This is a genomic window from Blautia sp. An81 (assembly GCF_002161285.1).
Classification (GTDB): domain Bacteria; phylum Bacillota; class Clostridia; order Lachnospirales; family Lachnospiraceae; genus Blautia; species Blautia ornithocaccae.
The window spans coordinates 1-14,296 of sequence record NZ_NFHH01000048.1; the positions used below are offsets into that span (position 1 = coordinate 1).

The 14,296-nt window shown below is 44.6% G+C and carries 5 protein-coding genes and 1 pseudogene; 5 read left to right on the forward strand and 1 reads right to left on the reverse strand.

What is annotated here, in order from left to right; all coding sequences use genetic code 11:
* Window positions 1-153: 153 nt before the first annotated feature.
* Window positions 154-1,275, reverse strand: coding sequence for an ISAs1 family transposase (locus B5G33_RS20385; protein ID WP_087275080.1), 1,122 nt, complete (start codon window positions 1,273-1,275; stop codon window positions 154-156).
* Between the two features lie 27 nt (window positions 1,276-1,302).
* On the opposite strand from B5G33_RS20385, the gene B5G33_RS20390 reads away from it, so the two are divergent.
* The 5 genes and pseudogenes from B5G33_RS20390 to B5G33_RS20415 form a co-directional block, all read left to right on the forward strand.
* Window positions 1,303-3,057, forward strand: a complete 1,755-nt coding sequence (locus tag B5G33_RS20390) for an IS1182 family transposase (protein ID WP_143276565.1) — start codon at window positions 1,303-1,305, stop codon at window positions 3,055-3,057.
* Window positions 3,058-3,321: 264 nt separating this feature from the next.
* Window positions 3,322-4,422 carry a hypothetical protein gene (locus B5G33_RS20395; protein WP_087418929.1) on the forward strand — a complete coding sequence of 367 codons (1,101 nt, stop codon included), beginning with the start codon at window positions 3,322-3,324 and terminating at the stop codon, window positions 4,420-4,422.
* Between the two features lie 175 nt (window positions 4,423-4,597).
* Window positions 4,598-10,825: a DUF3849 domain-containing protein gene (locus B5G33_RS22165; RefSeq protein ID WP_087418930.1), complete on the forward strand. Its 6,228-nt coding sequence runs from the start codon at window positions 4,598-4,600 to the stop codon at window positions 10,823-10,825.
* A gap of 575 nt (window positions 10,826-11,400) precedes the next feature.
* Window positions 11,401-13,215, forward strand: coding sequence for a reverse transcriptase/maturase family protein (locus B5G33_RS20410; protein ID WP_002576337.1), 1,815 nt, complete (start codon window positions 11,401-11,403; stop codon window positions 13,213-13,215).
* A 104-nt stretch (window positions 13,216-13,319) separates the two neighbouring features.
* A pseudogene (locus B5G33_RS20415) lies at window positions 13,320-14,183 on the forward strand (SNF2-related protein); the annotation flags it as partial.
* Window positions 14,184-14,296: the final 113 nt, after the last annotated feature.

A 14,296-nucleotide genomic window follows, 5' to 3' on the forward strand; every position in this document is an offset into this window, starting at 1 on the left:
CTATAAACAGATAAGTAATTCGACAGCCAAAAAGCAGAAGTTCCGACAAGGCAATTATACATATCTGTTTCTTATCAAAGAAGAATTTTTCCCATAGACACAGAAAATTTTACGCCCTCATCTTTTTCCTCCCTCATTTAAAAAATTGACTTTTTAAAAATTCAAAACCTGCTCCAAAAACTCTTCCGGATTCATGCTGATCACAAATCGTTTCTTTTTCATAGACAGATTAGGTCGAAAAATTTCTACCATTTTCAGGATGCTTATACACCATTTCCGTATGATATTCAGATTTTCTGCTGCCTGCTTATCTAACGTTGTGTTCGCATCCTCTTTAAAGGTCACATCCAAATGCCAGTGCATACTTTCCACACTCCAGTGTCCTCTCACCGCAAGGCTGAATAACTTCTCATCTTCTTTCAGACTGCTGATGTAATAGCGATATTCCTTCTTTTCCTCCCCTTCCCTCTTTATGGTCTTTTCCTCCATCCCTATGCTTTTCAAGCCTGCCCATTCCTTCTTCTGGCTTAGCCAGCCAATCTGCTCCGTCTGATAATACTCCCGGATCTCTATCTGTCCATGGGCTTTTTCTATCGTCTTACAGTAGGCTCCCCTTTTCTTTAGCTGCTCCTTTTCCTGCTCATCACAAAAAAACAGGCGTACATCCTCATACATTGTCTTTTGATTTTCTTTTAATGCAAGGACATAATCCCCCTTCTTTTTTCGGACCTTTTCCGCAATCTCTTTCTGTGTCCCCATCGCATCTATGGTTACTACCTGCCCTTTGATCCGGATTTTTTCCAGCAGCTCCGGAATCGCCGTGATCTCGTTGCTCTTTTCGTCCACTGCCTTCTGACCCAGACTAAACCCGTCCTCACGGCTCCATGCGGTCAGGATGTGGTTCGGCTTTCCCTCTTTTCTCTTGTTGGAGCGCATGGTTTTCCCATCAATGCAGATCAGTTTCCTTAATGCTTTTCCCTCGTCTTTGTTCAATAGTTCCTGCCATTTCTGATATAATTTCTGCAGAACTTCCGGAGACAGCATCCCAAACACCCGGCAAAGAGTATCATGGGATGGGATTCCATTTTTGAGTTCAATATATTTCTTTAGGTACTCTTCATGATAATGGGCAAAAAACTCCATTTCCACCCAGTCGTCTACATTGGACAATGTGGCAAACAATACTATCACGATAATATCCTTTAGTTTATGGCGGACTTTCTTTTCCTGTCGTATATCTTCGATATAATCCATCCACTCCAACAATTCTTCCACAGCACAAATCTCCTTTTTATTTTCAGCATATCACATAAAAGGAGATTTGTTCACAATTTATTTACTCATGCGTTTGTCCTGAACTTCAGTCTCTTCGAATTGGGTTTACCCGATGACGATCCAGTCTATACCCTGAAAAAAGTAATGGAGGATTTAGATTTTTCAGGCCTGCTGGCCTGTTATTCAGATAAGGGAAGAACCGGTTTTAACCCGATCATGCTGTATTCTGTTGTTACCTATGCTAATATGCGCGGAGTCCGGGCTGTTGACCGCATTGTTGAACTCTGTGAAAGAGACCTGGCCTTTATCTGGCTAACCAAAGGCCAGAAGCCAAAACGGGATGTCTTTTACGATTTTAAAGGGAAAAAGCTGACCGGGGAAGTCCTGGATGAACTGAACTATCAGTTTATGCGCCGTCTGGAAAAGGAAGGCTTTATCACCCTGAAGGAGCTTTATATTGATGGGACAAAGATCGAAGCGAATGCCAACCGGTATACTTTTGTCTGGCGTGGGACGCTCAACTATCATCTGGCAGGCCTGCTGGATACGATAGATACCCTTTATGCAGAATATAATACATTCCTGCATGAGAATGGATATGGACCCAGATATGATCTGGGGGATGCCCATATGTTCGTGATCGAAGGGATGGAGAAAGTCCGGAAGGTCATCGAAAAAAACAGAAAACGGAAGATCACAAAGCATAAGAAGATCCCTAATAATACCATCATTGAGATCGATAACTGTTCCCCTTTGGAGATCCTGAACCTGCAGAGGAATCTGATGAGGATCGCAGAAGGAGAAGGGATCGTATTCGTTTCCGGAAAAGGGAAACACAAGCCGGAGATCCAGAAACTCTATGAGGAACTGGAAAAATGCGGCAGCCGCCTGATGGAGTATAAGGAATGTTTTGAGATCATGGGGAAAGACCGGAACAGCTATTCCAAGACCGATCTGGAAGCAACGTTCATGCGGATGAAAGAGGACCATATGCAGAACGGCCAGCTGAAGGCGGCCTATAATGTCCAGATCGCAGTAGAGAACTATTTCATCGTCCACAGTTATGTGAGCAATGACCGGACAGACTACAATACGCTGATCCCGGTCCTGGAAAAGCACCGCAGCGCATTTGGGGACACCCTGGAGACCGTCACTGCCGACAGCGGCTACTGCAGTGAGAAGAACCTGCTGTACCTGAAAGAAAACAGGATCCGGAGTTTTATCAAACTTCAGGATCATGAAAAACGGAAGACACGTGCATATAAAGAAGACATCGGGAAGTATTACAACATGACCTATGCTGTCTTTGAAGACGAGCACTATTACATCTGCCACGATGGAAGGGAGCTGCGTCATATCCGGACAGAGAGCAAAGAGCAGGATGGCTACACCCAGACAGTGGAGGTATACGGCTGCATGGACTGCAGCGGCTGTGAGCATAAAGCCCAATGTATTTATAGATACAATGCCCAAAAGAATCCAGACCGGAATAAAGTGATGAAGATCAATGAACGCTGGGAAGAGCTGAAGGAAGAATCCAATACAAATATCCAGAGTGAGGAAGGGATCCTGAAGAGACAGACCCGGTCGATCCAGACGGAAGGGCACTTTGGAGATATCAAAGAAAACGAAAGCTTCCGACGGTTCAACTACCGGTCAGAAGAAAAAGTGTATAAAGAGTTCATGCTGTATGCAATGGGAAGAAATATCATGAAGTACCATCGGTTCTTACAACATGAGATTGAGAAATATGAAGGAAAAAAGGGGCAGAAAACCGCTTAGCAAAGGGAGCACTTCCAAAGTATTCAGAGAAGGGGTTTTTGCGCCCAAAAATAAAGTGAAGAAAAGGAAAGAGACTATTCCATAAAGAGCTATGAATTTATAAAAGCCTGGATTTTACGGAATAGTCTCTTTCTTTTCTACCAAGGGGCCAAAATCGGCATTAGCCGATAGCCCCGTTTTTTGAAAGAATAAAGATAAATGTGTAATATGGTAACATAAAGATATAAAAATCCAATTGAATTTAGGTGAAAGGTGGCATATATAATGAATTTACAAGACAGAAAGCTATATGAAATGATTCAAAAGGGAAGTGTGTTGGTTGAAAATTTTCGTACAGATTTTAATGATGCGATTAAATTGCAAGCGTTCTTAGAACATATAGATAGATTTTTTGAGTTGATAGATAATCCGGAAACAAAATTTGAATGCGATAATTGTATAAACATTCAAAAACGTTTTAAACGTGAAAAAGAGGAAATGACAGAAAGAGATATTGCGTGGAGGCGCAAAATGCCAGCGAAGTTATTTTTATATAATTCTACATGGAAAGATAAAATGGAAGAAGATGAGGAAATTTGGGCTGATATGGATCGCTTTTTGACCGAAGGTACTATGGATGAATATAATAAGAAAAATCTGATGTATTATAAAAATTTTATGACATATGAGGCACAGGAAAAATATGAGAGCATGTTAGAATTGATAAGGACTGAACTTGTTTCATATAGTACAAAGTTAATGTATTGTAAAAAAATAGTTAGTTTCTTGGAGGAGGAATTTCCCCAAAATGGAGTATTATTATTACATACACGTTTTTTGAATACATTTTTGAATACGGCAGTATCGGAAATGATTCTGGTTGCGATGAAATTATTTGCGACTACAAATACTAGTAAAAACGAAAATTTTGGTTTTTATCAATTAAAAGATTATATTTCAAATAATTGTAATGGAAATAAAGATGTAAGAGCATATTTGGGCAATAAGGAATTAAAAAAAGAGATGAAAAAGGGGCAAGAAAAATGTGGTGAACTTAAAATAATTAGAGATGCATTGATAGCACATTATGATATTTCAAGAGTACAGGAAGCAAGGGAAACAAGAGTATCTTTTGAAGATTTAGAAGAATGGTACAATCTTTCTGTTAAAATATTAGAAAAACTTTCATTTTACAAATTTCATAGACAGGATTGTGCGTATGCCATGATGATTAATATTCATGGTTTTGAAAAAGCTGTTTGCCGGAATATATATGATAGTGTACCCAAGACAGACTTAGATGAATATTTAGATGTATTACGAATGTTCTTTATAGATAAACTTAAATTGAAAGAGGAAGAACGTGATGAGAAAAATGAGAACTGAGGAAAGTAGCAAATTCAAGAAACAATTTACTGCTTTTTATAATAAATGTGCACTCATAAGTTAGAAAGGGCAGATAAAATTGAATAAAGTATACCGTCACTGGTGGCAATGGCTCATGAACGAACCATAGCCACCTTTTTTGTTGCAGAAAATCAAATAAGAATGGAGGTTTACCATGAGAAAATATAAATTGATTTCCGCACTGGCAGAAGAAACAGCAAAAGAAGTCGTGCGGAATGAAGAAAGCTGGAGGCGGTACTTAAATACTGCTTCCGGACTGTACAAATATCCGTTCAAGGAACAGCTTTTAATCTATGCTCAAAGACCGGATGCAACCGCCTGTGCTTCCATAGAGATATGGAATGAAAAGATGCACTGCTGGGTAAACAAAGGTGCAAAGGGCATTGCGCTGATTGATGAGGATAGTTTTTTCGGTTTAAAATACGTCTTTGATATTTCAGATGTGCATAAGGCAAGAAGAATCGGACAATTCCCTAACCTTTGGGAAATGCGTGAGGAACACATGGAAGCGGTGATTTCCCGTCTGGAAAAGACTTACGGGGACACCGACATGGAAGCCGGGTTTGTGGGACGTATTCGGGAGATTGCCGGACGGATTGCAGAGGACTGTTACAAAGAGCTTGCTTCGGATATGGAATATATAAAGGAAGGGAGCTTTCTGGAGGAACTGGACGAGCTGAATATAGAAGTAAGGATACGGGAAACCCTTGCTGACAGTATTGCTTATACCGTCTTAAAGCGTTGCAGCATGGAGGAGAACGAGCTTGCCGAGGAAATAAACTTCCCTTATATCCATGAGTTTAACACAGTGGAAACGCTGTCACAGCTTGGCAGCAATGTGTCCGATTTATCAAAGCCTATCCTGATGGAGATAGGCAAAGCAATTGGGGTGTATGAGAGGGAGAAAGCAGAGAACCGCACAGCGGAAAATTCTGTTCAAAAAGGACTTGCAAATACCACAGAAAGACGCTACAATGCTTTAAAGCGTGAAAGCAAAAGCCAAGACGGAGAATCTATCACACAGACCGGAGAAGCCGGGGAAAGGAGCAAATATGATGAATCTGACATACGAGAAGAACGGGGATTATCAGATACCGATGGTAGCAATGGACGAACAGCCGAAGGAGGTACTGACAAAGTACGGACTGATGAGGAAGAAGTTCTTACAGGAGCACAAAAACGGAGTATATACGGGACTTCTTCTGGGCGGGAAGCTGAAGGAACACCTGTTGATGATACAGGAGCAGGCAGAGGAGAGAATGGAGCTTCTGACCGGACAGATGAAGGAGAGAGAGGGGATAACGGAGCAGATGAAAGCAGAGAATCAGATGCTCTGGGTAGCGAAGATGAACAGCATCGTACACTCGGCAGAGGAGATCGTGATGACGGAACTGATCTACAGTTAAATATCGAACAGCCGGAGGGAACCTATCAGCAGTTAAGCCTGTTTCCGAGCTTTGAGGAACAGGTCGGCACTATCGCAGCAGCGGAAGCAAGTATTCAGTATACCATGCCCGCTGCTTTTTCTTTGCCACAGGAGCAGATTGACAGTATCTTGCGTAGTGGCGGCGGTAGGGATAACAGCAGAAAGCGTATCTATGCCAAGTATCAGCAGGGTAAGATACCGGAAGAAATGGCAGAATTTTTAAAGAACGAGTATAAGACCACCGGAAAAGGTTTTGAGTTTGACGGAAATCCTGTTTCACTGTGGTTTGATGAAATGGGTATGCGTATAGGTTACGGTACATCGGCAAAGGAAAATGCCCTTGCAGTGATGAGCTGGAGCGAAGTGGAGAGCCATATCCGCGTTATGGTGGAGAATGGTACTTATATGAGTGCCAATGAAGTATTCCTTGTGGATGCGGTGGAGCGTGAGAGAATTGCTACGGACATTAACAATTTCTTCCGTGACGGTATATCGGAAATGCCGGAGAGTCTGGAGCTTAAATTTTCTAACTACCCGGCAAGCATGGAAAGGCTATGCGAGCTTTTATCCACCACTGAGGGCAGAGAACTGATTAAGGATGAGCTTGAACAGGCAAAAGCACAGCTTGACAGCGGGGAAAAGCAGATTAAATGGCGGTATGTGAAAAGACCGGATTATTTATTAGAACAGCTTGCAGATTTAGGTGTGGAAAAGAAAGAATTTCCGGTACTTGATACGGTGGAAGTAAGGAATGAGGACTTCATCACACAGGACGAGATTGATTACAGGCTGACTGGTGGAAGCGGCTTTGAACATGGAAAGTTCCGTATCTATGAGTATTTCATGGAAGGGCATGACAAGAAAGATAACATTGCTTTTCTGAAAAATGAATATGGTACGGGTGGCAGCTCCCATGCACTTCCGGGAAGTGACAGTGGGCACGAGGATCACGATGCCAAAGGTATCCGTCTGGAGAAAGGTAACTATGGCAGTCCTTACGCAAAGGTGCTTTTAAACTGGAATGTTGTCGAGAAACGTATCTGGGAGCTTGTGCAGGCAGATAAATACCTTTTGCCGGAGGGAAAGGAAGCCTATGCACAGTACAAACAGGAACAGGCAGAGGAAGCCATGCAAAAAGAACAGGAGAAGTTAGAGCATGGTACTCGCCTGGAATGTAAGGAAGCCATTGAGAAGGCGATTGCAGAGAACTTTGACGGTGCCACGCTTCCAAGAGATACCGCAAAGGGTGTGATTGAGCAGTATGGAAAGGAGCGTGTGGAATATGTCCTTGCCAACACTATTACACACTTATCCCATGACGGGCGATTTTCCGTCAATAACAAGGAATGGGCAAAGGGCATTGTACTGAGTGCAGAATGGAATACGAGAGATCTGATTGTAACCTCACACCCGGCTGTGCTTGACGGTTTTACCAATCAGGCAAGGCGGTATCAGGAATTAGATAGGGAGACGGAAAAACAGCCTGTACCGGAGAGGGAAGAAACAGAAACCATTTCTGAAGGAGAAGCAAAAGCACCGGAAACCGAAAAAGCAGACATAGAGCAGCTAAATGAAAGGCTGTCTGAAATGTCGGCTGTGGTTAAAATCTGTGGGGCATTAAACCGGAAAGATGTGGTTGGCTGGAACGAGGAAACACAGGCAGTCACAATTGCTGATGATGAGCGCACTTTAAAAGGAAAAGAGGTCTATGATTTCCTTTTTGCAGAAGCGGCAGACTATGTAATGATGCAGACGCTCAGCGGGGAAACAGAAAAAGCTCTGGAGATGGACGGTTTGTTAAAGGATGCCAGACAGTATGCGGCACGTTATGAGAGCGAGCCTTCCATAGAGCAGACAGAAACGCCAAAGGAACAGCCACAGATTGACAAATCGGGTGCAGTAAACTTCCACATTGCTCCGGAAACAGAGGAAAGCGCCGGGAAAGGCTTTGCGGCAAAAGAAAAATTCTGTCAGAACGTGGAAGCAATCAGAATGCTTGAAAAGATTGAGGGAGAAAACCGTATTGCCACACCAGAAGAACAGGAGATTTTAGCAAAATATGTGGGCTGGGGCGGTCTTGCCGATGCCTTTGATGAAACCAAAGCGAACTGGGCAAGTGAATATCAGGAATTAAAGAGCCTGTTGTCAGCTGAGGAATACAACTCTGCAAGGGAAAGCACCTTAAATGCCCACTACACAAGCCCTGTGATTATCAAGGCGATTTATGATGCGATGGAAAGAATGGGCTTTTCCAAAGGTAACATCTTGGAGCCGGCAATGGGTATCGGCAACTTTTTCGGTATGCTGCCGGAGAATATGCAGGAGAGCAGGCTTTATGGTGTGGAGCTTGATGGAATTACTGGAAGAATTGCAAGGCAGCTATACCCGAATGCCGATGTGAAGATCACAGGCTTTGAAAAGACTGATTATCCCAATGATTTCTTTGATGTGGCAATCGGAAATGTGCCTTTCGGTCAGTACAAGGTGGCAGACAGAGCCTATGATAAGCATAACTTACTCATACACGATTACTTTTTCGCCAAAGCCTTGGATAAGGTCAGACCGGGCGGCGTGGTGGCATTTGTCACCTCAAAAGGAACAATGGATAAGAAAAGCCCGGAAGTCAGAAAGTACCTTGCGCAGAGAGCGGAGCTTCTTGGAGCAATCAGGCTTCCAAACACAGCCTTTAAGGAAAATGCGGGGACGGAGGTCACTTCGGACATTCTTTTCTTAAAGAAACGTGACAGGGTAATCGACATCGAGCCGGATTGGGTACATCTTTGTGAAAATGAAGATGGAATAGCCATGAACCAGTATTTTGCAGACCACCCGGAGATGATCATGGGAAAAATGGAAATGGTCAGCGGGCAGTTTGGCATGGAAGCCACCTGTACACCGGATACAGCCATTCCTCTATCTGAACAGCTTGAAATGGCTATATCCCACATCGAGGGCAGCATAGACGAGGTAGAGTTTGATGAGCTTGATGATGAGCTGGCAAGAGAAGCCATTCCCGCCGATCCAGGCGTGAAGAATTACAGTTACACGATCGTGGACGAGAGGGTGTATTATCGGGAAAATTCCATTATGAAGCCTGTGGACGTATCAGAAACGATGGAGCAGCGCATGAAAGGCATGGTGCAGATTCGTGACTGTACACAGGAGCTGATTGACTATCAGTTGAATGAATATCCAGAAGATATGATTAAGAGCAAGCAGGCAGAGCTTAATGAGCTGTATGATGCGTTTTCCAAGAAATACGGTCTGATTAATTCACAGACCAATAAGAGAGCGTTTAATCAGGACTCAAGCTATTGTCTGCTTTGTTCATTGGAGAAATTAGACGATGAGGGCAACTTCAAAGGCAAGGCTGATATGTTTTCAAAGCGAACCATTAAAAAAGCAGAGGTTGTCACAAGCGTGGATACCGCAAGTGAAGCACTGGCGGTGTCATTAGGGGAAAGGGCAAGGGTAGACCTAGCCTATATGTCGGAGCTTACGGGAAAAAGCGAGGAAGATGTGGCAAAGGAACTTGCCGGAATTATTTTCCGGAATCCGGTCACAGAAAAGTGGGAAACCGCAGACGAGTATTTAAGTGGCAATGTCCGGGAGAAGCTGGCAACCGCAAGGGTTTTTGCAGAGAATCGTCCGGAGTTTGCAATCAATGTCACAGCCCTTGAGGGTGTACAGCCAAAGGAGCTTGATGCAAGCGAGATTGAGGTGCGTATCGGTGCCACATGGATTGAGCCTAAGTACATCGAGGATTTCATGCGGGAAACCTTTGAAACACCGGATTACCTCTTTGACCGCAACCTTGTCGGGGTGCAGTATTCCGATGTGACAGGACAGTGGAACGTAAAGGGCAAAAATACGGATCGTGGCAATTCCCTTGTCAATATGACCTACGGAACGAGCCGGGCAAATGCCTACCGTATTCTGGAGGATTCCTTAAACCTTCGTGATACCCGTATTTTTGATACGATTGAGGAAGATGGAAAGGAAAAGAGAGTTCTTAACAAAAAGGAAACCACGCTTGCCAGCCAGAAACAGGAAGCCATCAGGGAAGCCTTTAAGGACTGGGTATTCCGTGATCCGGAGCGCAGACAGACTTTGTGTGCCAAGTACAACGAGCTTTTCAATTCCACCAGACCGAGAGAGTATGACGGTTCACATCTGAAGTTTCCGGGCATGACACCCGACATTATATTAAGACCGCATCAGCTAAATGCGGTGGCACATCAGCTTTACGGGGATAATACCCTGCTTGCCCATTGTGTGGGTGCAGGTAAGACCTTTGAAATGATTGCTGCAGCAATGGAGAGCAAGCGGTTAGGGCTTTGCCAAAAGAGCTTATTTGTCGTACCGAACCACTTAACAGAGCAGTGGGCGAGTGATTTCCTGCGCCTGTATCCGGGTGCCAATATTTTAGCTGCCACAAAGAAAGATTTTGAGCCTGCCAACCGTAAGAAATTCTGTTCCCGTATTGCAACCGGGGACTATGATGCGGTCATTATCGGGCATACGCAGTTTGAAAAGATACCGCTTTCAACGGAAAGACAGGCTGCCATGATCGAGCGGCAGATAACGGAAATTGAAATGGCAATCGAAGCGGTCAAGGCGGAAAAGGGCGAGCGTTACACCATTAAACAGATGGAAAAGACAAAAAAATCATTAAACGCAAGGCTGAGCCGATTGAACGATACTTCCCGCAAGGACAATGTAGTAACCTTTGAACAATTAGGCGTTGACAGGCTGTTTGTAGATGAGAGCCACAACTATAAGAACCTTTTTTTATACACCAAGATGCGGAACGTGGCGGGTATTGCACAGACGGAAGCACAGAAGTCCTCGGATATGTTTGCAAAGTGTCAGTACATGGACGAGCTGACAGGCGGCAAGGGCATTACCTTTGCCACAGGTACGCCGATTTCCAACAGTATGACGGTGCGCCCGTAAGGGGCTGTAATAATCTTACCTTGAGCAAGTAATAGGGCAAGGTATCAAAGCGGAATAATCCGCACCCTATCGTCACCCGACTTATCCAAAAGGGGAAACCCGATGGGGAGTGTAGCATGTCGGAGGGCACGAAACACGGAAACTTCCAAAGTGTTTGCGTGGTAGTGGCGAAAAGTTATGAATAAGGATGAAAGCTAAACTGCCTGAATGACAGTCGGAGATTGGGCAAAATGTTGCTCCATGCGTAAGGAAGTTATACTCGCATGTACTCTGGTGGATATGAGTCGGCCATGCGTATCCACAAGATACCCAGAGTAAATCAGCCATAGGATAATGGAAAACGACGAACGTCACATCCGAAATCATAACAGGCTTATGTTATTACAGTTCTAAACGGGGATTGCCTAAGGTAAAATGCCGAAAATCGGCTATGAGTGCTATGAGAAAAGTGACTCTGAATATTTACTATGGCAACAGAGTCTCCGTAGTAGTCCGAGGACGGGAAAGCCGTCCACATGGCGAAGGGAGACAGTCTTTCTTCAATACAAATAATAAGGAAAGGTGCGTGAGGCATTATGAGAAGTCCCGAAAATGTATTGAAAAGTTTAAGTGAAAAAGCAAAAAACAAAGAGTACAGGTACGAGAGATTATACCGTAACCTGTACAACCCAGAGTTCTATCTGCTTGCATACCAGAATATTGCGACCTCTCAGGGGAGCATGACGGCAGGTGCAGACGGATTCACTCTTGACGGTATGAGCATGGAGCGCATTGAAAAGCTCATTCAGAAGCTGAGAGACCACTCATACCAGCCGAACCCTGCAAGGCGTGTTTATATTGCGAAGAAAAACAGCAGTAAAAAGCGCCCATTGGGGATTCCGTCAACGGACGATAAACTGTTACAGGAAGTTGTCCGTATGATACTTGAAGCAATCTATGAGCCGACATTCTCTGATAATTCACATGGTTTCAGACCGAAAAGAAGTTGCCACACAGCGTTAAAAGAAATCGTAACGCTGTTCACTGGTGCAAAGTGGATAATCGAAGGAGACATTAAGGCTTGTTTTGACAGCTTCGACCACCATATCACAATACAGCTTTTGAGAAAGCGCATAAAAGATGAAGCGTTCATATCGCTGATGTGGAAGTTTCTAAGGGCAGGATATATGGAACAGTGGACATACCATGAAACGTACTCCGGCAGTCCACAAGGCTCCGGTGTCAGTCCGATACTTGCCAACATCTATCTGAATGAACTTGATGAGTTCATGGCAAGGATGAAAAAGAGTTTTGACAAAGGCGATACAAGAAGCCGTAAAGTCCACAAAGACCATGATAAGGTACGCTGGGCTTATCGGAAAGCGCAGAAAAATCTGGAAATAGAGCGCACAGAAGCAAACCTAGCAGCATTTAAAGAAGCAAGGAAAGTGATGTTGTCCACACCACATTTAGACGAGATGGATGAGAATTACAAAAGACTTCAATACAACCGTTACGCTGACGATTTCCTGATTTCAATAACAGGTTCAAAGCAGGATGCTGAAAATATCAAGGAACAGGTAAAGATATTTCTAAAAGACAAGCTAAATCTCACAATGTCGGAGGAGAAAACTCACGTTACCCATTCCTCTGAAAAGGTGCGGTATCTTGGATACGACATAAGAATATCAAGAAGTCAGGACACAAAGCGGACGAAAAAAGGTCTGCAACGGGTGTGGTATGGAAAAGTGCAGTTATATATGCCGAAAGAAAAATGGATTGCGAAACTGCACGAATACGGTGCGTTTAAAATCAAAAAAGACGAAAACGGCAAAGAGATTTGGAAGCCACTCCACAGAGGGGCGCTTATGCCATTAGACGATGTGGCAATCATCAGTAAATATAATTCTGAAATCAGAGGATTGTACAATTATTACAGGTTAGCAATCAATGTATGCAATCTGGGGAAATTTCATTCTATCATGCGTGGAAGCTGTTTAAAGACGTTGGCGGCAAAATATAATTCTTCTGTTATGAAGATGTATAAGAAATACCGTAGCGTAAAGGGCGACTTTGGCGCAGATTACAAAACCAAGAGTGGAACAAAGCGGTGTGAGTTTTACAATGAAGGATTTAGGCGTAATAACAATATCGCACCTGAATTTGTAGACATTATGCCGAAATACAGAGGGCAGATAAAACCGAATAGTCTTGCAGGACGTTTAAAAAGCGGACAATGCGAGATGTGCGGAGCAAACCCCGTGAAAGTGTATATGCACCATGTAAAGCGCTTAAAAGATTTGAACGCTGATAATGAATTTGATGAACTGATGTTACTGAAAAGGCGGAAGTCATTGGCTCTCTGCCCGAAATGCTACGAAGAAGCAAAGACAAAATCACTTAAACTATGAAAGATGGCGAGCCGTGTACATCGAGAGGTGTAAGCACGGTTCTGGAGGGGGTTACGCCAAGACCACGGACGAAAGGAAGTATGGCGTGGCGTTTCCTACCTTATGAACTTTACACCATGCAGCGGTATCTCCAGTATGACCGCCTGCAAGAGCTGAACATGACCCACTTCGACTGCTGGGCCAGCCGCTTCGGAGAAACCGTCACGGCGCTGGAGCTGGCACCGGAAGGCACCGGCTACCGGGCAAGAACGAGATTCAGCAAGTTTTTCAACCTCCCGGAGCTGATGAACTTGTTCCGTGAAGTTACCGACATCAAAACCGCCGATCAGCTGAACTTGCCCACCCCGGAGGTGGAATACCACAACATCGTGGCCCAGCCTACTGAACACCAAAAAGAGATGGTGCAGGTTCTCTCCGAGCGCGCCTCCAGGGTACACAGCGGCAGCGTTGACCCCTCAGAGGACAATATGCTCAAGATTACCGGCGATGGCCGCAAGCTGGGTCTGGACCAGCGTATCATCAACCAGCTGCTGCCGGATGAACCCGGCACCAAGGTCAATCAGTGTGTGGGTAATATCATGCAGATCTGGCGGGACGGCGAGGCTGACAAGCTGACCCAGCTGGTATTCTGCGACATTTCCACGCCCCAGGCAGCCCCCTCCAAAAAGGCAGCCAAACAGCTGGATAATCCCACACTTCATGCGCTGGAACAGGCTGTGCCGTTGGATGAGCCTGAGCCTGCCTTTACCATCTATGAGGACATCCGCCAGAAGCTCATCGCCCAGGGAATGCCCGCCGAGCAGATTGCTTTTATCCACGAAGCCAAGACCGAGGTGCAGAAGAAAGAACTGTTTTCCAAGGTTCGCACTGGGCAGGTGCGCGTCCTGCTGGGCAGCACCTCCAAAATGGGCGCTGGCACCAATGTGCAGGACCGGCTTGTGGCGCTCCATGACCTGGATTGTCCGTGGGTGCGACTTGAAGTCGCATAGATAATTGTTTAACAACGAAATATTGATTAAACCCGCTATTCCGTTAGCGGTAGCCTAGTGCCACCTGCATCAGAAGCAATGACGGTGTTGGG